The 18,662-nt window shown below is 54.4% G+C and carries 15 protein-coding genes; 8 read left to right on the forward strand and 7 right to left on the reverse strand.

Translation table 11 applies throughout. The features are described 5' to 3' along the window. Positions 1–126 precede the first annotated feature (126 nt). Entirely contained in the window at positions 127–1,053 is a 927-nt protein-coding gene (locus tag WMO23_RS00430) for a LysR family transcriptional regulator (RefSeq protein ID WP_292108331.1), read from the reverse strand. Positions 1,054–1,652: 599 nt separating this feature from the next. Here WMO23_RS00430 and WMO23_RS00435 point away from each other — a divergent pair. The 8 genes from WMO23_RS00435 to trpA all read left to right on the forward strand — a co-directional run bounded on the left by WMO23_RS00435 (position 1,653) and on the right by trpA (position 9,944). Then, positions 1,653–2,948 (forward strand): SLC5/6 family protein, encoded by a 1,296-nt coding sequence (locus WMO23_RS00435; protein ID WP_292105998.1) that lies wholly within the window; start codon positions 1,653–1,655, stop codon positions 2,946–2,948. 551 nt (positions 2,949–3,499) lie between these two features. Further along, entirely contained in the window at positions 3,500–4,969 is a 1,470-nt protein-coding gene (locus tag WMO23_RS00440; RefSeq protein WP_020311615.1) for an anthranilate synthase component I, read from the forward strand. Then, the gene (locus WMO23_RS00445) at positions 4,966–5,532 is read left to right on the forward strand and encodes an anthranilate synthase component II (protein ID WP_020311616.1); all 567 of its coding nucleotides are present in this window, start codon (positions 4,966–4,968) and stop codon (positions 5,530–5,532) included. The genes WMO23_RS00440 and WMO23_RS00445 overlap by 4 nt, the downstream gene beginning before the upstream one ends. Positions 5,533–5,568: 36 nt before the next feature. After that, on the forward strand, positions 5,569–6,591 hold the full coding sequence (gene trpD, locus WMO23_RS00450) for an anthranilate phosphoribosyltransferase (protein WP_292281383.1): 1,023 nt from the start codon (positions 5,569–5,571) through the stop codon (positions 6,589–6,591). An 11-nt stretch (positions 6,592–6,602) separates the two neighbouring features. Beyond that, positions 6,603–7,391, forward strand: a complete 789-nt coding sequence (gene trpC / locus WMO23_RS00455) for an indole-3-glycerol phosphate synthase TrpC (RefSeq protein ID WP_292106022.1) — start codon at positions 6,603–6,605, stop codon at positions 7,389–7,391. After that, positions 7,384–7,986, forward strand: a complete 603-nt coding sequence (locus WMO23_RS00460) for a phosphoribosylanthranilate isomerase (protein ID WP_020724038.1) — start codon at positions 7,384–7,386, stop codon at positions 7,984–7,986. The genes trpC and WMO23_RS00460 overlap by 8 nt, the downstream gene beginning before the upstream one ends. Positions 7,987–7,990: 4 nt before the next feature. After that, positions 7,991–9,175: a tryptophan synthase subunit beta gene (trpB, locus tag WMO23_RS00465; protein WP_020309927.1), complete on the forward strand. Its 1,185-nt coding sequence runs from the start codon at positions 7,991–7,993 to the stop codon at positions 9,173–9,175. Then, positions 9,168–9,944 carry a tryptophan synthase subunit alpha gene (trpA, locus tag WMO23_RS00470; RefSeq protein WP_020309928.1) on the forward strand — a complete coding sequence of 259 codons (777 nt, stop codon included), beginning with the start codon at positions 9,168–9,170 and terminating at the stop codon, positions 9,942–9,944. The genes trpB and trpA overlap by 8 nt, the downstream gene beginning before the upstream one ends. Positions 9,945–10,010: 66 nt before the next feature. Here the strand turns inward: trpA and WMO23_RS00475 are convergent, their stop codons facing one another. The 6 genes from WMO23_RS00475 to WMO23_RS00500 all read right to left on the reverse strand — a co-directional run bounded on the left by WMO23_RS00475 (position 10,011) and on the right by WMO23_RS00500 (position 18,385). Further along, on the reverse strand, positions 10,011–11,315 hold the full coding sequence (locus WMO23_RS00475) for a dicarboxylate/amino acid:cation symporter (protein ID WP_020309929.1): 1,305 nt from the start codon (positions 11,313–11,315) through the stop codon (positions 10,011–10,013). A gap of 375 nt (positions 11,316–11,690) precedes the next feature. After that, positions 11,691–12,017, reverse strand: coding sequence for a cupin domain-containing protein (locus tag WMO23_RS00480; RefSeq protein ID WP_020309930.1), 327 nt, complete (start codon positions 12,015–12,017; stop codon positions 11,691–11,693). Between the two features lie 587 nt (positions 12,018–12,604). Next, positions 12,605–13,912, reverse strand: coding sequence for an NPN-dependent 2-hydroxyacid racemase, LarAH10 family (gene larAH10, locus WMO23_RS00485; protein ID WP_349173012.1), 1,308 nt, complete (start codon positions 13,910–13,912; stop codon positions 12,605–12,607). Positions 13,913–14,032: 120 nt separating this feature from the next. Next, positions 14,033–14,884, reverse strand: a complete 852-nt coding sequence (gene amrS / locus WMO23_RS00490) for an AmmeMemoRadiSam system radical SAM enzyme (protein WP_292107078.1) — start codon at positions 14,882–14,884, stop codon at positions 14,033–14,035. 8 nt (positions 14,885–14,892) lie between these two features. Beyond that, positions 14,893–16,254 (reverse strand): AmmeMemoRadiSam system protein A, encoded by a 1,362-nt coding sequence (gene amrA / locus WMO23_RS00495; RefSeq protein ID WP_349173013.1) that lies wholly within the window; start codon positions 16,252–16,254, stop codon positions 14,893–14,895. Positions 16,255–16,564: 310 nt separating this feature from the next. Continuing rightward, a complete protein-coding gene (locus WMO23_RS00500; protein WP_292281380.1) occupies positions 16,565–18,385 on the reverse strand; it encodes a phosphoethanolamine transferase in 1,821 nt (606 codons plus the stop codon). Between the last annotated feature and the right edge of the window lie 277 nt (positions 18,386–18,662).

An 18,662-nucleotide genomic window follows, 5' to 3' on the forward strand; every position in this document is an offset into this window, starting at 1 on the left:
GAAGCTTCTCCTAGCAGACCGGCTAGAAAATCACATATATCCTGGGACGGGCTCGCCACGCGCGAGCCCCTACGGATTATGATCCCCTTCGTGAGACAGCCACTACAAGCCACGAACTACGAGCCACTAGCCATGCTCCCGTCCTTCTAAGAGGCCGGCCAGGATGGTGATGTAGTGGCGGGCTTCTTCGGGCAGGGGTTCTCCGGCAATCTTGATCCAGCCTACGGTCATCGTATCCAGGGGATTTTCGATGGGGATGGCCTGGATATGGCGGCCGATGATCGACGGGGCTACATGGCCCGTGCCGATGGTGTAGGCATCGGTAGACCGTATGACGCTGAACAGGGTGGAACGGTCGGTGACGTAGATGCACTGGCGGCTGGCCGGATTGGGCAGGAGCAGTTCTTCCGAGAACTGGGACTTGTCATGGCCCTGTTCAAAGCGGACACAGGGATATTCCGCAAATTGACTGGGAACGACGTGCTGACACGCTGCCAGGGGATGGCCGCTGCGGACGTAAAGACAGGGCGTAAAGGCGCAAAGAGACGTGAATTCCAGCTTGTTTTTGTGGAATAAGTCCTGCAGGAAGCGCTCGTTCATATGGGACAAGAAGAGGATGCCCAGATGGCTCTCGCGGGTGACGACGTCGTGGATGACCTGCGACGTCCGCCCTTCGCGCAGGGTGAATACGCAGGACTTGCCCGGCTGGACGTGTTGCAGGGCATGGATGAAGGCTTCATCGGCAAAGGGATAGTGCTGGGAAGAGATGGACAGGATCTGGGGCAGGTCCTGTCTTTTTTCTGCCTGGAAATGGTCGTGCATGGCCGCTGCATGGGAGAGGATGTGACCGGCATAGTGCAGGAATTCCAGCCCTGCCGGTGTGAACATGATGCCATGGCGGTTGCGCTCGACCAGGGTCAGGGAGAACTCTTTTTCCAGGTCCCGTATGGCCGTGCTCAGGCTGGGCTGGGAGATGTTCACAGCCTGTGCGGCAGCCGAAATTGAATTGTGCTTAGATAACTCTAAGATATAACTAAGTTGCTGTAAAGTCATAATTAAACACCTCGAATATCAACCGTACCTATAGAATCGCATATCGTACTTTTATTGTATCAAAATAAAAAAATAGAGGAAAGTTATGAGTTTTTGATACAATAAAGGAATATTTAAAATGAAAATAAAGAATAAATAAAAACGAAAAGCTAAAAAGAGATGTCTAGCCATGACTTACAAATTATAAAGAAAATATATCGAAATTTGACTTTTTGGAAAGGACATTTCTTCATAGAAATGCTGGAATCGTGAGAACAAGTCATTCTCAATATATGAAAAACCTAGCAAATGATGAAGAAAATTTAAAGGAAATAAGTCGTTGATATAGGAATTTCCTATAAAAGTAAATTGCGCAATGAATATTTTACAGCATATACCTTCCATGTTATACTTTAAGTAAGAAATAGAACGTTTTAGTAAAAGGTGAAACGCCGACATATACATTAAATTTTACGGTTTTTGGAAAATAGACCATAACTGATATAGATAAAATGTATATGAACAGAAATTGAGAAAGGGGAGCCGATGACATCGACAAACATGTAATGTTAAGAGAGACACTTTATTTTCAAATGTATCCATCATAGGAGGTAATTCATATGAACTCAACAGCAGCATTGGCCCGGCAGGCGGGCATGACAGATGCACAATGGAAAGAAGCCGTCAAGTTCGACAGTACGGACTGGGGCTGGATTATTATGAGTATCGGCATGGCCATCGGCGCCGGTATCGTCTTTTTGCCCGTTCAGGTAGGCCTGGTCGGCGTATGGGTTTATTTATTCTCAGCTATCATCGCCTATCCGGCTATCTATCTCTTACAGTGCTTATTCATCAATACCCTGGCAGATTCGCCGCGGTGCGAAGATTATCCCAGCGTCATCAGCGGTTACCTCGGTAAGAACTGGGGCTTCCTCCTGGGGATCCTCTACTTCCTGAGCATCCTCATCTGCGTCTTCATGTATTCGACAGCCCTGACCAACGACAGCGCGTCCTTCCTGTTTTCCTTCGGCGTAACGGACACGCTCCTGTCGGATAGCCCCTTCTACGGATTGGCCATCATCTGCGTCATGGTCCTCATCGCCTCCCGGGGTGAACAGCTCCTGTTCCGCGTATCGACGCTCATGGTCCTGACGAAATTGTTAGTCGTCATCTGCTTGGGCGGCATCATGATCCAGCATTGGAACCTGGCCAACATCGGCGTCTTCCCGGACCTGGGCTACCTCGTCAAGAATACCATCGCCATGCTGCCGGTCACGCTGACATCGATCCTCTTCATCCCCAGCATCAGCCCGATGGTCATTTCCTACCGCTCTCACAACAAGTCCATCCACGTCGCCCGTTATAAAGCCATGCGGGCTATGAAAATCGCTTTCTCCGTCTTGTTCATCACGATTTTCTCGTACGCTATGTCCTTCAACCTGGCCCTCGGTCATGACCAGGCCGTCCTCGCTTACTCCCAGAACATTTCGGCCCTGGCCATCGTTGCCAGAGGGTTTGATGGCAGCGCCGTCAAGATCTTCAGCCTTATCCTCAACATCTTCGCTGTCATGACGGCTTTCTTCAGCGTCTTCCTCGGCTTCCGTGAAGCCTGCCAGGGGATTGCTATGAACATCCTGCGCCGCTTCATTCCGGAAGAAAAAATCAGCAAGACCGTCGTCCGTCACGGCATCCTCATCTTCGCCGTCGCCGTCGCCTGGGGCGCCATCGTCCTCAATGCACCGGTCCTCAAGCTTTTGACCCTGCTCGGCCCGATCTTCGGTATCATCGCCTGCCTCATCCCAGCATACCTGGTTTACAAAGTCGATGCCCTGCATAAATACAAAGGCATCTCCCTGGTCCTCATCGTCTTCGCCGGCATCCTGCTCATCATCTCGCCGGTCATCGCTATGATGTAGGGCGTGCGTAAAGGACTCTGTCATCAGGAGTGACTCATTCGTTCGTAAAGTTTGTAGTACAGAGTGTGTAGTTTGTAGAAGAAGGTTTTAAATTTTTTACCATTTGCTGAAAACTAAAAACTACAAACTTAAAACTCAAAAAGAGGCTGTCTTCATGCGACAGCCTCTTTTTTGCCAGTAAAACGATTGTCTTTAGAATATGGACAAAAATCTCCTTGACAGGTTAAAAAATGCGGTGTATCATACAACCATCAAATGAACATCGTCCATGAAACCTTTGAGGCGGAAGTAAAAACGATGACGTGCACGTACAGAGAGCCGGGGTGCTGAGAGCCGGCCGACGCAGCTCGTTAAATGGACCGCTGAGGGCGCAGTCAAAGGCCGTAAGGCTGAGTATTCTGCGACGTGTTGGCATACGTCAGTTGCCGGGAATATGTTGGTATTCCGCCGAGAGTAGGGCTCGATCCCTGAAACAAGGTGGCACCGCGGAACTTAATCCGTCCTTGACAAGTAACATTGTCATGGACGGATTCTTTTTTTAGGAGGCTCATATGGAAACGCTCAGTCTGGAACAGGTAAAAGCATATCAAGGTGAATATAAGGTCGTGCCCATCTGCCGCAGCATATATGCCGACGTCCGCACGCCCATCGAAGTATTGCGCATCGTCAAGAACATCAGCTCTCATTGCTATTTGCTGGAAAGCATGGAAGACTCCCAGCGCTGGGGCCGCTACACTTTCATCGGCTATGACCCGCAGATGGGCCTGTACTGCAAGGACAGCACGGTCCACATCAAGACCGGCGCCGAAGTCCAGATCCATACGGACCATCCGGAACAGCTCATTTCCCAGATCCTGGCAGATAATAAGGCGCCGCGCCTTTCGGACCTGCCTCCCTTTACGGGCGGCCTGGTCGGCTACTTTGCCTATGATTTCATCAAATACGCCGAACCGTCGCTGAAGCTCAATGCCGTCGATGATGATGGCTTCAACGATTTCGACCTCATGTTGTTCGACAAGGTCATCGTCTTCGATAACCTGAAACAGCAGATTTACCTCATCGTCAATGTCCGCCTCGACTCGGTTGAAGAAAATTACAACCGGGCCCTCCTGGAAATGAAGCGCATGGAAAGCCTCATCTGCGAAGGCAAGAAGGCACCGGACGTACCGCTGCAGCTCAAGAGCGATTTCAAACCCTTGTTCAATGAAGAAGAATATTGCCAGATGGTCGAAAAGGGCAAGAACTACATCCGTGAAGGCGATATTTTCCAGGTCGTCCTGGCCAACCGCCTGAGCGCCGAAGCCGAAGGGAGCCTCCTCGATACGTACCGCGTCCTGCGGACCATCAATCCGTCGCCGTACATGTTCTTCTTCTCTGGTGACGATATCGAACTGGCCGGTTCTTCGCCGGAAACGCTGACCCGCCTGGAAAATGGCGACCTCTTCACCTTCCCTCTGGCCGGCTCGCGGCCGCGGGGCAAGACGCCGGAAGAAGACCAGGCCTTGGAAGACGAACTCCTGCACAATACCAAGGAACTGGCCGAACACAACATGCTCGTCGACCTGGGCCGCAATGACCTGGGCCGCATCAGCGAATTCGGCAGCGTCCACGTCGAACGCTATCTCGACGTCCTGCGCTTCTCCCACATCATGCACATCGGCTCGACTGTCCACAGTACGATACGCAAGGACAAGACGGCTGTCGATGCCATTGCTTCGGTCCTGCCGGCGGGCACCCTGTCGGGGGCGCCGAAGATCCGGGCCTGTGAAATCATCGACGAACTAGAAGGCCACAAACGCGGCGTCTACGGCAGCGCCATCGGCTACATCGACTTTACCGGCAATATGGACTGCTGCATCGGCATCCGCCTGGCTTACAAGAAAGGCAATCACGTCTATGCCTGCTCCGGTGCGGGCATCGTCGCCGACAGCATCCCCGAACAGGAACATCAGGAATGTCTGAACAAGGCCAAAGCCGTCGTCATTGCATTACAGCAGGCTAATGGAGGAATCGACAAATGATAGTTCTCATTGATAATTACGACAGTTTTTCTTATAATCTCTACCAGCTCCTCGGTCAGTTCGACCCGGATATCACGGTCATCCGCAACGATGAAAAGACCGTCCAGGATATTGAAGCCATGCATCCGGATCACCTCATCATTTCACCCGGTCCGGGCCGTCCCGCCGATGCCGGTGTCTGCGAAGAAGCCATCAGCTACTTCGCCGGCAAGGTCCCCATCCTGGGCGTCTGCTTAGGCCATCAGGCCATCTGCGAAGTCTACGGCGGAACCATTACCTATGCCAAGCAGCTCATGCACGGCAAACAGTCCGTAGCGACGCTGAAAACGGACAGCCCGTTGTTTAAAGGGCTGCCGGAACAGGTCGACGTCGGCCGTTATCATTCCCTGGCCCTCGACCCGGATACGCTGCCCGAAGAATTGGAAGTCCTGGCCCATACGGAAGACGGCGAAATCATGGCCGTCGGTCACAAGCAGTATCCCGTCTACGGCCTGCAGTTCCATCCCGAATCGATTTTGACGCCCCAGGGGCCGATGATGGTAGAAAATTTCCTTACATTATAAGTAATATAGATGACTCTTTGAATGGAGGTACTTACGATGATTAAAGAAGCGATTATCAAGATTGTCAATAAAGGCGATTTGACTTACGACGAAGCCCATCAGGTCATGATGGAAATCATGAAAGGCGAAACGACGCCGACTCAGAACGCCGCTTTCCTGGCTGCCCTTTCGACGAAGAGCACCAAAGCCGAAACGATCGATGAAATTTCCGGCTGTGCCGAAGCCATGCGCTCCCTGGCGACGCCCGTTCCCCATCCGGGCATGGAAGTCCTGGAAATCGTCGGCACCGGCGGTGACGGCGCCCATTCTTTCAATATTTCCACGACGTCGGCCATGGTCCTGGCCGCAGGCGGCGTCAAGGTCGCCAAACACGGCAACCGGGCCGCTTCATCCCTGTGCGGTACGGCGGACTGCCTGGAAGCGCTGGGCATCAACATCCAGCAGGACCCGCAGCTGGCCTTGAAGATGCTCGAAGAAACGAATTTCTGCTTCCTCTTTGCCCAGAAATACCACGCTGCTATGAAATACGTCGGCCCTATCCGCAAGGAACTGGGCTTCCGGACGGTCTTCAACATCCTCGGCCCTCTGACCAACCCGGCCAAGCCGGAAATGTTCCTCCTCGGCGTCTATGACGGCTATCTCGTCGAACCGCTGGCCAAGGTCCTGGCCTCCCTCGGCGTCAAACGGGGCCTCGTCGCTTACGGTCAGGAAAAACTCGACGAAATCTCGCCGAACGGCCCGACGACGATCTGTGAACTCCGCGACGGTTATTACCGGACATCGGTCATCAAACCGGAAGACTTCGGCCTCACGCCGGGGACGAAAGAAGACCTCGTCGGCGGGACGCCGGAAGTCAACGCCCAGATTACCCGTGATGTCCTGTCCGGGAAAATCCAGGGGACGAAACGCAATGCCGTCCTCATGAACAGCGGTGCAGCCTTCTTTGTCGCCGGCAAAGCCGATTCCATCGCCGACGGCATCCAGCTCGCAGCCAGCCTCATCGACAGCGGCAAGGCGACGGCAGCCCTGGAAAAATGCATTGCCGTCAGCGACGAGTGAGAAGGTGCCCTATGATATTAGATGATCTTACGGCAGCCGTTGCCAAGCGGCTGGTCACGGATAAACAGCAGGTCCCGCCGGAAGTCATGAAGCAGCGGGCCCTGGCAGCTCCGAAGAAAGAAGGATTCCCCTTTGAAAGGAACCTGAAGAAGCCGGGCTTGTCTTTCATCTGTGAAGTCAAGAAGGCCTCGCCGTCGAAGGGCCTCATCGCTCCCGATTTCCCTTACGTCGCCATTGCCAAAGAATATGAACAGGCCGGCGCCGCAGCCATTTCCGTCCTGACTGAACGGGATTACTTCCTGGGCAGCCCGCAGTATTTGCAGGAAATCGCCGCTGCCGTCGATACGCCGGTCCTGCGCAAGGATTTCATCATCGACGAATACCAGATTTACGAAGCCCGGGCCTTGGGCGCGTCGGCTGTGCTCCTCATCTGCGCCGTCCTCGACGACGACCGGCTGCGGACCTTCTTCCAGCTGGCCGATTCTCTGGGCCTGTCGGCCCTGGTCGAAGCCCACGATGAAGACGAAGTGCGCCGGGCCATCGCCATCGGTGCCCGCATCATCGGTGTCAATAACCGCAACCTCAAGGACTTCACGGTATCCCTCGATACGAGCTGCCGCCTGCGGCCGCTGGTACCGAAGGACATCCTCTTCGTCGCCGAAAGCGGCATCAAGACGGCAGACCACACGAAGGTCCTGCGCGACCACGGCGTCGACGCCGTCCTCATCGGCGAAACCTTCATGCGCAGTCCCGATAAGAAAGCCATGCTCGACGAGCTGGCCGGAGGCTATCGTGGTTAAGGTCAAGTTCTGCGGCCTCAAGCGGCCCTGTGATATTGCCTGGGCCAATGAACTCCGGCCCGATTATGCCGGTTTCGTCTTTGCCGGCAAGAAGCGCCGCGTCAGCGACGACCAGGCCGCAGCCCTGCGCAAGGCCCTGGACCCGTCTATCCCGGCCGTCGGCGTCTTCGTCGATGACAGTCTGAAACACATAGGGCAGCTGGTGACGGCCGGGACCATCCAGATCGTCCAGCTCCACGGATGCGAAGACGACGCGATGATCGAAGCTGTCCAGCAGACCTTGAAGGTACGGGTCATCAAAGCCTTTTCCATCGCCAGCGAAGCCGATGTCCGGCAGGCCCGGTGCAGCCGGGCCGACTACATCCTGCTCGACCACGGCGCCGGCGGGACCGGGGACTGTTTCGACTGGGCCCTGCTGGCCCATATAGACAGACCGTACTTTCTGGCCGGCGGCCTCAATCCCGACAATGCCGCCCAGGCGGCAGCGCTCCAACCCTTTGCCCTGGATGTGAGCAGCGGCATTGAGACAGACGGCGTGAAAGACAAAGAAAAAATGAAACGATTCATGGCACAAGTACGTGCTTACAGGAGGTAACTACATGAGTACAGGAAGATTTGGCCCCTTCGGCGGTCAATACATACCGGAAACATTGATGAATGAAATCCAGCGCTTGGAAAAAGCGTACAGCCATTATAAGAGTGATCCCGATTTCCAGGCTGAATTGAAAGACTTGCTTGACAATTATGCCAACCGTCCGTCCCTGCTCTACTATGCCGAACGGATGACCAAAGATTTGGGCGGCGCCAAGGTTTACTTGAAGCGCGAAGACCTGAACCATACAGGCGCCCATAAGATCAACAACGCCCTGGGCCAGTGCCTGCTGGCCAAGAAGATGGGCAAGACGCGGGTCATCGCCGAAACCGGCGCCGGCCAGCACGGCGTCGCTACGGCGACGGCAGCGGCTTTCTTAGGCCTGGAATGTGAAGTATTCATGGGCGAAGAAGATACGATCCGCCAGGCCCTGAACGTCTACCGTATGGAACTCCTGGGCGCCAAGGTCCACGCCGTCACGTCGGGCTCGCGGGTCCTCAAGGACGCCGTCAACGAAGCCATGCGCGAATGGGTCAGCCGCGTCGACGATACGCACTACGTCATCGGCTCGACCATGGGTCCTCATCCCTTCCCGATGATGGTCCGCGACTTCCAGTCCGTCATCAGCAAGGAAGCGCGTCAGCAGATCCTCGAACGGGAAGGGAAACTGCCCTCGGCTGTCCTGGCCTGTGTCGGCGGCGGCAGCAATGCCATGGGGATGTTCTACCACTTCATCGGCGATAAAGACGTCAAGCTCATCGGCTGCGAAGCTGCTGGCAAGGGCATCGACACCAAGATGCATGCCGCTACTATGGCCAAAGGGGAAGTCGGCATTTTCCACGGCATGAAGTCCATTTTCTGCCAGAATGAAGACGGTCAGATTGACGAAGTCTATTCCATTTCGGCTGGCCTCGACTATCCGGGCATCGGGCCGGAACACGCTTATCTCCATCAGACCGGCCGTGCTCAGTACATCCCGGTCAAGGACGACGAAGCCGTCGAAGCCTTTGAATACCTGGCCCGGACGGAAGGCATCATCTGCGCTATCGAAAGCGCCCACGCCGTCTACGAAGCCATGCAGATAGCACCGAAGATGAGCAAGGACGACATCATCATCGTCTGCTTGTCCGGCCGCGGTGATAAAGACGTCGCCGCCATTGCAAGATATAAAGGGAGGGACTTACATGAGTAAGATTGGCAACGCCTTTAAGAACGGCAAAGCTTTTATCGGATTCTTGACAGCCGGCGACCCGTCGCTGGACAAGACGTATGAATATATCATGACCATGGAAAAGGCCGGAGCGGACCTCATCGAAATCGGCATCCCTTTTTCCGATCCCATCGCCGAAGGCATCGTCATCCAGGAAGCGGACCTGCGGGCTTTGAAAGCAGGGACGCGCATTGACGACGTCTTTGCCCTGGTCGAACGGGTCCGCAAGGAAACGCAGATTCCCCTGGTCTTTTTGACCTATCTCAATCCCGTCTTCCATTACGGCGCTGAAAAATTCTTTGCCCGCTGCCAGGAAACCGGCATGGACGGCATCATCATCCCCGATATGCCCTTTGAAGAACGCGATGAATGTGCCGCTGCCGCTAAGGCCCATGGCATCGACATCATCTCCATGATCGCGCCGACGTCGAAAGACCGTATCCAGAAAATCGCTAAAGTCGGCGAAGGCTTCCTGTACATCGTTTCCTCCCTGGGCGTCACGGGGACGCGGACGGAAATCAAGACGGACCTCAAGGAAATCATCGATACGGCTAAAGAAGTCACAGACGTACCGTGTGCCGTCGGTTTCGGCATCAACACGACGGAACAGGCCGAAAAAATCGGCCGCGTCGCTGACGGCGTCATCGTCGGCAGTGCCATTGTCAAAATCATCGCTAAATACGGCGACGATGCGGCTCCGCACATCTATGACTACGTCAAAGCCATGAAAGAAGCTACCATTCGCGGCTAACAGTTATGCTAGCCCCTAACAACTAAAAAAAACCGCCGTCTTTAAGACAGCGGTTTTTTTACGCTCTTAATGCTGAGCCGGTGCCGGCTGGGCATCGAGTTCAGAAGCTAAGTCGTGGTCGGTCATGGCACAGACGGCCGAGTCGGACCAGACGTTTTCGGCTGTTTCGATCATGTCGATGATGGTGTAGATCGGCAGGATGATACCCATGATGCCGATAGGCGCACCGATGCCGGACATGAGCGACAAAGTCAGGAAGTAGCAGCCCATGGGGACGCCGGCGTTGCCGATGGCAGCCAGGACGGCGACGAAGAGCCAGGCAATCATGGTGCCCATGGAGAGGTCGAAGCCGCCGTTCTGCATGAGGAACAGGGATGTGACCAGGATGAAGGCGGCACAGCCGTTCATGTTGATGGTCGTGCAGATCGGCAGGACGAAGCGCGATACCTGGGGATGGACGTTGAGGCGCTGTTCAGCCGAAGCCAGGGTGACCGGCAGGGTACCGGCCGAGCTCTTGGTGAACAGGGCGACGGCAATGGCCGGAGCCATCTTGCGGAAGACGTAAATCGGATTGAGGCCGCGGAGGACCAGGAAAATCGGCAGGACGATGAAGAACTGGATGAGGTTGCCGCCGAGGATGACCAGAGTATATTTACCCAGGGCACCGACGATGACCCCGGCTTCAATCTGAGCCGACAGCTGTGCCGAGAAAGCCAGGATGCCGACAGGCAAAATCCAGAGCAGGGCACGGATGAGGGTGAACAGGACTTCCTGTAAGCCCAGGAGGCCTTTCAGGAGGACGGCGCGGTTTTCTGTCTTAGGCATGAAGGCCAGGGCCAGGCCGACAGCAGCAGCGATGAGCATGACCGAGAGGACGTTGCCCGACAAGAACGGCTGGAGCATGTTATTCGGGATGACCGACAGGAAGTGGTCGTAATAGGTGACTTTTTCCAATTTCTGCGGGACATTGGAAACGCCGGAATTGATGAGGTCTACCGGCAGGTTGCCCGGGGCAATCCAGAGGTAGAGTGCCAGGCCGATGGCGGCGGCACAGATGGTCGTCAAGAGCGTGTACGTGACGGCATGGGCGAAGATGCGGCCCGTTTCTTTTTTGGCTCCCAGCGCCGATAAAGTAGTAATGACGGCTAAGGCGATAGTCGGTACGGCAATGAACTGGAATAAGCGCGTGAAAACTGTTGCAATGAAATCAAATAATTGGTTCAGTGCCGGAATGCCGAGCCAGCCTAAGATGGCGCCGATGATCAAGGCGCCCATCCACAAGGCGAATTGACGGCCGCGATGCTGGCCCTGGCTGCCGCGGATGGCTTCCCGGGCTTGTTCTTGGACCCGGTCTTGAGATTCGTTGGACATAATTGTCTCCCCCTTTGATAAATCTAAACGAATTCTATAGAATACCATTTTAGTATATTATAGAAGAGGGGACGGTTTCTGTCAATGGAGAAGGGACAAGTCAGGTAAAAAAAACACGTAAAAGGACCGATACACACGCGACATATGTCTACCGGTCCTCTACGTTATAGGATTCATATTCATCTCGTTTTTGGTTCTGGTTACTTTAACCTCGTACAAAAATGTTGAAACAATAATCGTTCGTTGCGCTTGGATTTACTAGACTAACCTATTTGAAAAACATCACACCCATTCGAAAAGTTCGAAGCACTTCAATCAAGATAAGTTAATTCGTAATGTTCATCGACGAACGCTTGCTGATCCTATGGACATTATTTAGTTGTTAATGATCAACGCAATGAAAACTAAATCGTTCTGACTTTTGTTTTCCAAGCTGTGACCCTTACCATCTGATGTGTAAGTAACGTCTCCTGGTTTAACGGTCCGGATTTCTCCGTTGTCGTCATATTCTCCCTCTCCGGAAAGGATGTAATATGCTTCTGCGTTGTCACTGTGAACGTGATAGCCTAAGGAACATCCAGGTTTCAATGTGATTTCGGCGAACATACCTACCTTGTCTTTCAGCTCGGTGGCGCTCAGAAGTTTTCTCTTCAAGATGTACCCCTTACCGCCGGCGGCATGTTCTACTTTCTCTATTTCCACTGGACTCCCCCCTTTCTAATGCGCTTACAAAGGAAGCAACTTACTTGCGATTCCTTTCGCATCTCTTGGCTATATTATAGCATAGGATTTTACGCTTGTCATGAGGTATACGAAAATATATTATGTTATTTGCGCATTAAATAATAGATGCGTATAGCCTTTGGGAATAATGGGGGGCGCGGTCCGCAGGTCGCAGGTCGCAGTCCGCAGGCCTCCCCTGATAGGGGAGGTGGCCTGAAAGGCCGGAGAGGTTGCATTTTCGAACCCGCTTGTGAAAATCCCCTAACCTGCACGGTGATTCAAAAAGCAATCTCGCAGTCAGCTGCGCTGACAGCTCTCCTATGAGGAGAGACTTGGGATAGGACATCAAAAGGCGCTGTCGCATAAAGACAGCGCCTTTTTGAGTATTAAGTTTGTAGTTTTTAGTGAAGGCTTTTAAATTTAAAGCCCTCTTCTACAAACTCTGTACTACAAACTTTCAGGAGAAAGGGGCCTTTCATGATGGTAAAAGCCTTCGTGCGCCCCCTACGGGTTATGGAATTAGGCGGGACGCCCAAAGGACGTCCCCTACGGGACCAATAATGAGGTTATTTGTCCTGTAAAATCGGCATGATTTTGGTGGCATGGGGCATGATGTTGATGGCGTAGTCCTTGTCTTTGCCCTGTTCTTTCAGTTTCTGCTGTGCCAGGTCCCATGCTTCCTGGACGGTTTCGACCGGAATCTGGCCAGTGCGGCGGATGTCGTTGAAGTTACGCGGCAGTGTGACCAGGATGACCGTGTCCTTATGAGTCAGGCAGAAGAGGTTGAAGGCGACGAAGAAGGGGATAGTGAAGTGTGCCCGCAGGGCTTTTTCCATGTCTTCCATCGTGTCGTATTTGAAGCTGTCCATGTAGATGGCCGGTTCTTTGATGTCCCGGGCTTCCATGATGGCGATGATGATGCCGCCGTCTTTGACAGCCATTTCAGCCGGATCGTAGCATTTGCAGCCCTGGTAGAGGCTGACGTCGCTGGGATAACCGCCGGCGCAGGCGATGACGACGTCCGATTTTTCTTTCATCGGGACGCGCTGGATGTCGAGGACGGCTTCCGTGCCGGCCCGCCATGCTTCGTACCAGTCGCCGCCGACCATGCGGCAAATTTCACCGTCGCCGTTGATGACGGAATGGACGAGGAAGCACGGATTGATCTTGCTGCAGGCTTCGACCATGTCATCGTTGAGCGGGTTGCCGTCGATCTTGAGGGCCCGCGTCTTGGGATTGATGCCGTGGCCGAATTCGTCAGCTAAAGCGTGGCAATGGTTGCGCTGGATCGTTTCAAAACCGGAGACGCCCGGCAGGATGAGCTTGCGGCCGCCGCCGTAACCGGCAAAGAGATGGGTCGTAATGCCGTCGACGATGATAACTTTGTCGGCGTCGACGACGTGTTTATTGAGTTTCAATGGTGTGCCGAGCTTGGTCGTACCGAAGTCGACGAGAGTCGGATCCATGCAGTCGTGCTGATAGGTCTTGATGCGGCGGACGACTTCTTCGCCGCAGACGAGGACGTCTTCTTCCGGCGTCTGGGCGCGGTGCGAGCCCTGGGCAAAGACGATGTAGATGTCGTCATCGGGGATGCCGGCCAGGTTCAGTTCGTCGATGATATAGATAAGGAATTGATTGGAATGGTTCCACGTGCGGGTGACGTCGGCGACGACGAGGCAGACCTTATCGCCTTTCTGGACTTTTTCCTGCAACGGGGCGCTGCCGATAGGATGACGCATGCAGTCGATCGTCGCCTGTTTGACGTCGACGGCAGGGACGTGTTTCCCTTCCATGACCCCGACAATGTGTTCTTCCGGGAGCTTGACAGTCTGCGTAGTTTCACCAATATTAAAAGTAAATTCCTTTAATGACATTCTTTACCACCACTTCTTTTTAAAAATTAAAAATAAACTGTAACTTATTATATCATGTTCAAAACAGTGCGCAAGTTTAAACTTTACGATAATCGTTTAACGTACAAGGGATAGCATCAGCTAGACATTGCCTAGATAGACGTAGTGAAGATAAGGAATGGCCGCGGCCTGCAGCTTCTTCAGCGTTTCTACAGGTGTCACCGGGGCAGACCAGTGGTACTGCGGGAAATAGCGGGTCAGATGCAGGGGGATGTCCGGTAAAATGGATGCCAGCCAGCGGGCTTCGGCGTCCATCTGGGCCGGGTCATCGTTTTCGCCGGGAATGACCAGCGTCGTCACTTCGACATGGCTTACGGCAGCGGCCGCTTCGATCGTGTCCAGCACAGGCTGGAGAGATGCTCCGCAGAGGGACTGGTAGAAGTCCTGGGAAAATCCCTTGAGGTCGATGTTCCAGGCGTCGATATAGGGAAGCAGGGCCTGGAGTGGTTCTTTTTCGATATAGCCATTGCTGACCATGACGTTTACCAGGCCGGCTTTGTGGACGAGGCGGGCCGTCTGGATGATGAATTCATAGCTCAAGGTCGGTTCGTTGTAGGTGTAGGCCAGACCGATGCTGCCGTCGGCCCTATAATGCCGGGCCAGGGCCAGGGCCTGCTCCGGTGTCAGTTCCCGAAAGGGCGCTTCCTGCTGGGAAATCTGCCAGTTCTGACAGAAGGGGCAGGTGAAATTGCAGCCCCACGAACCCAGGGACAAGATGGCAGAACCGGGATGGAAGCGATAGAGGGGCTTCTTTTCGATAGGGTCCAGGGCGATGGCCGTGCATTGGCCGTAGTTCAGGGCCTGGAGGTTCCTGCCATCGTAATAGCGGGTCTGGCAGCGGCCGCGATGGCCCTGGGCGATGTGGCAGTGATGGGGACAGAGACGGCAGCGCGCCTGGCCGGACGGGTCGATTTCATAATAAGCGGCTTCCATGGTCTCACCTACTTATAGCGCGTGACGGTGAAGCGGTAGAGGTCAGGCTGGACCTGAGGCGGGATGCCGGCTTTTTCCTTGGCAATGGCGATTTGCTGCTGGACCGTGTCGACGCCTTCCAGGTCGGGCAGTAAGAGGCCCGTCTGGGCATGGCTCATGACGATGACGCCGTACTTCTTGGAATCCAGGTCGGCTGGTGAAGCTACGGCTTCGGGCTGGCCCAGGACGTCGACGGAAATATCGATGTCTTTCAGTTCGTCCAGGCTGACCGGGTAGAAGCGCGGGTCCCGCGTCGCAGCCGATACGGCGTTGTGGATGATTTCACTGGCAATATTCATCTGCATGGGCAGGAAGGTGCCGATGCAGCCGCGCAGGCGGCTTCCCTTGTGGAGGGACACGAAGGCGCCGGCCTTGTCCTGCAGGTCTTCAGGCAGGTATTTGGGTACGTTCATGAAGGCATGGTACGTCAGGTAGTACGAGATGCTTTCCCGGGCCAGGCGGACGCGGATGTCGGCGACAGCCGGTTTTTCAGCCCGTTTTTCCTGGCCTTCCGGCAGGTACAGGGCGACGCCATAGCCGACGCCGAAGGGCCCTTCATAGGAATAAATCGGCATGACCGGGCGGAAATGGCGCAGGGCGCCGAAGAGGAAATACACCGACGGCAGGCCGCACATGCCGGCTTCGTCGATGAGGCTGCGGCTCATAGTCTTTAAGATGGCCGGGTCCTGTTTTTGCAGGGCCTCCATGACGGTCTTGTCGAAGATGGCCCCTTTCGGCGTGTAGCCGTTCGGCGAACCGGGCAGGAGACGGTGCGACAAGTCGCCCGATGCGATGATGGCGATGCGCCGGCCCAGTCGGGCAGCGGCCTGGACGACGAGATCGCCTAAGAGGCTCATGCTGTCATAGTCGTCGAAGCGCGGCGCCATGAGGACGACCTGGCCCGTGAAGCCGGCCTGGCGAAGGTAATATAAGGGGACGAAAGTGCCCTGGTCGACGTAGAGGGGATGGCCGAAGCGGTCGCTCCAGGCGGCATCGAGTCGGTATACGTCGGTCTTGGGCGTGGCTGTTTCAAAGATTTCTTCGGCCAGGTCCATATCGGTGCGGACATCCATGGCCAGCTCCGGATAGCCGAAAGCGTCGAGGTTGCCGTAGAGGCGGGGCGTTTCCACGAGCGTTGCCCCGTCGGGGAAGACGTAGTTATGAGGCGACATGATGACCAATGTTTCCGGTTTCTGGCTGATGATCAAGCGGGCAGCCGCCTGTACGGCCCGGACCGTGGCGTCTATCTTTCGCAGTTCATCGCCGCCGATTTCCGGCAGCATAATCGGCGGATGGGGAAATAACCCCGCTGCGACACAAGCATGTTCCATAAAAAAACCTCCCTCATAATGGTATATGTCTATTATACCATTATGAGGGAGGTTTGACTAAAGGGCTTGTCGCACGACGACAAGCCCTTTAAAGTGGTTAGCGGCTAGCAGTTAGTTGTTAGCAGATGGCTTTAAATTTAAAGCTATCGCTTCAAACATCATACATCAAACATTAAAGAGAAAGGAATCATGCATGATGGCAGAAACCTTCGTACGACAGCGGCCTGTGAAAGCGGTTCAGGGGATTCCCGCAAGCGGGACGCCCTTTGCGGCCTGCGAACTGCGGGCCGCCTTAACAGGCCGGCCCCTACTAGTATTCCGTGTCTTCCATGAGGCTGGTCTTGCCGAAGCGGGTCTTCAGGTCTTTCCGTTCCATGCTCCATTTGGACGAGGCGATGGACATGGTCGGGTCGTAGTTCGGCGATTCCATGTTGAGGACGCCGCAGATGAATTCGTATTCCAGGTCGTTGGTGAAATACTTGTCCTTATTGGCCTTGATGGCTTTGACGACGTCGGGATTGCGCTTCTGGTAGCCTTCAGACAAGTAGCAGAACATGGGGATGCGCAGGACTTTGAAGCTGGCACTGTCTGGCTGGCGGGCGACGTCGGGATCGCTGCCGTGATCGGAGAAGTAGATCATGGCGTCGAGGTTGAGGTTATCCCGGGCGTAGTCGTAAATCTGCGACAGGACCCAGTCCGTATAGAGGACGGTGTTGTCGAAGTCGGCTTCCTGGTTAATCTTGCCGTCGTTGAATTTCTGGAACTCTTTCGGGTAGCGGTTGCGGTATTCGATGTGGCTGCCCATGACGTGGAGGACGACGAAGTTCTTTTCCTTCGGATCGACGCGTTTGAGGAACTGCAGGAGCGCGCCGTCCAGGGTCGATTCTTTCAGGTCCCGGTCGACCCATTCGGAGACGTCGGCCGTGTTGGCAACCAGCGTAATCGGTGTATCGGCGACGCCGACGGAGCCCTGGTTGCTGAACCAGTAGGTCTTATAGCCGGCCTTCTTGGCCATGTCGATGATGGAAATGGATTCGTTGAAAGGCTTATCGTTGTAGAAATTCGATTCCGTCAGGGCGTGTTCCAGGACGGGGACCGTGTACCAGACGCAGCTGTAGGCGTTGGTGAACAGCGTGAAGTCCGGATTCGATTTCATCGCCGTCAGCCACGGTGTATTGGGCACGTGGTCCGGATTGTAGGCATTCATCAGCGTCCGCGTTTCCGATTCGCCGATGACGACGATGACCGTGTTGGGATAGTCGGCCGGATGGAGCTGGACGGCCTGGAGGGCATTGTATTTTTCGTCGTGGTTTTCGGCATATAAAGCCGAGCGCTGCATGTAGTCGTGCGTGTCGATGAAGGTCCGGATCGGGAAGGCTTCCGGGAAGATTTCTTCGCTCAAGGCGCCGACAGACGGGGCGATGATGAGCAGCAGCGAAGCCAGGGGGATGATCTTGCGGTAGACGTGTGTCCGGGGCAGGATGTTCTGGCGATAGTTCAAGAGGAACAGGGCTCCCAGAATCAGGGCCAGGGCGACGGCGATGGCGGCTACCTTGAACAGGCCCAGGGAGTGGAAGTATTCCAGCGTTTCTGCCGGTCCCGTCTGGAAGATGAGCAGGGCGCCGGACGTGGTGATCGACGAATTGTAGAGGAAATAGTAGACCCACTGCAGCAAAATGATGAAGAACGCTGCGAACTGGACGAGGGTCATGAAGACGGCCCCGATTTTGTGGGGGAGATACTGCCGGACAATCATGTTCAGGCAGAAAAAGATAGCAAAAAAGTATAGTCCTACATATATATCATATATATTGTTCAAGTAAATCGTATTCGTATTGATCAGGGAAATGTAACTCAAGTAAGGGCCCGTAATGATCCAGCCCAGGCCGATGAGGGCCGGCGGGATGATGGCGCCTGGTGACAAGTGCTTCCAGTACAGGGCCAGGGACAGGACGACAGCACCGACGCCGGGCAGCAGGCCGAACGTCATGTCTTCGATATTGTCGGGACCCATGCCCAGGGAGACGAGAAACTGCCATTCAAAGCAGAAGCCGTAGACTACGGCGAAGATGATAAGCAGCGGCAGGAGCCGATGACGACATTTGCTGATTGCCTTCGTTGCATGAACCATGTTGTTTGTTCTATCCTCTCTTAATCTCTTTGTAAAAACGGTGTAAACAAAGCATACCGGCTATATTATACATCAAATGTAGCCGATAACATAGAGGGATTTTCGGAATTATTGGAAAAAAAGATAAAAAAAGACTTGCCAAAAATGCCGTGTCATGGTAGAATAGTTTTCGTTGAGGCACTCCGTGCTGATACAATGGTGAAACGGCCCCGTGGTGTAGCGGTTTAACATGTCGCCCTGTCACGGCGAAGATCGTCAGTTCAAATCTGATCGGGGT

Source organism: Megasphaera intestinihominis (genome assembly GCF_040096415.1).
Lineage (GTDB): Bacteria > Bacillota > Negativicutes > Veillonellales > Megasphaeraceae > Megasphaera > Megasphaera intestinihominis.

Bases quoted from the DNA above. Each gene is read 5' to 3' on its own strand.
- WMO23_RS00430 (WP_292108331.1), bottom strand. From the start codon at position 1,053: ATGACTTTACAGCAACTTAGTTATATCTTAGAGTTATCTAAGCACAAT.
- WMO23_RS00435 (WP_292105998.1), top strand. From the start codon at position 1,653: ATGAACTCAACAGCAGCATTGGCCCGGCAGGCGGGCATGACAGATGCA.
- WMO23_RS00440 (WP_020311615.1), top strand. From the start codon at position 3,500: ATGGAAACGCTCAGTCTGGAACAGGTAAAAGCATATCAAGGTGAATAT.
- WMO23_RS00445 (WP_020311616.1), top strand. From the start codon at position 4,966: ATGATAGTTCTCATTGATAATTACGACAGTTTTTCTTATAATCTCTAC.
- trpD (WP_292281383.1), top strand. From the start codon at position 5,569: ATGATTAAAGAAGCGATTATCAAGATTGTCAATAAAGGCGATTTGACT.
- trpC (WP_292106022.1), top strand. From the start codon at position 6,603: ATGATATTAGATGATCTTACGGCAGCCGTTGCCAAGCGGCTGGTCACG.
- trpB (WP_020309927.1), top strand. From the start codon at position 7,991: ATGAGTACAGGAAGATTTGGCCCCTTCGGCGGTCAATACATACCGGAA.
- trpA (WP_020309928.1), top strand. From the start codon at position 9,168: ATGAGTAAGATTGGCAACGCCTTTAAGAACGGCAAAGCTTTTATCGGA.
- WMO23_RS00475 (WP_020309929.1), bottom strand. From the start codon at position 11,315: ATGTCCAACGAATCTCAAGACCGGGTCCAAGAACAAGCCCGGGAAGCC.
- larAH10 (WP_349173012.1), bottom strand. From the start codon at position 13,912: ATGTCATTAAAGGAATTTACTTTTAATATTGGTGAAACTACGCAGACT.
- amrS (WP_292107078.1), bottom strand. From the start codon at position 14,884: ATGGAAGCCGCTTATTATGAAATCGACCCGTCCGGCCAGGCGCGCTGC.
- amrA (WP_349173013.1), bottom strand. From the start codon at position 16,254: ATGGAACATGCTTGTGTCGCAGCGGGGTTATTTCCCCATCCGCCGATT.
- WMO23_RS00500 (WP_292281380.1), bottom strand. From the start codon at position 18,385: ATGGTTCATGCAACGAAGGCAATCAGCAAATGTCGTCATCGGCTCCTG.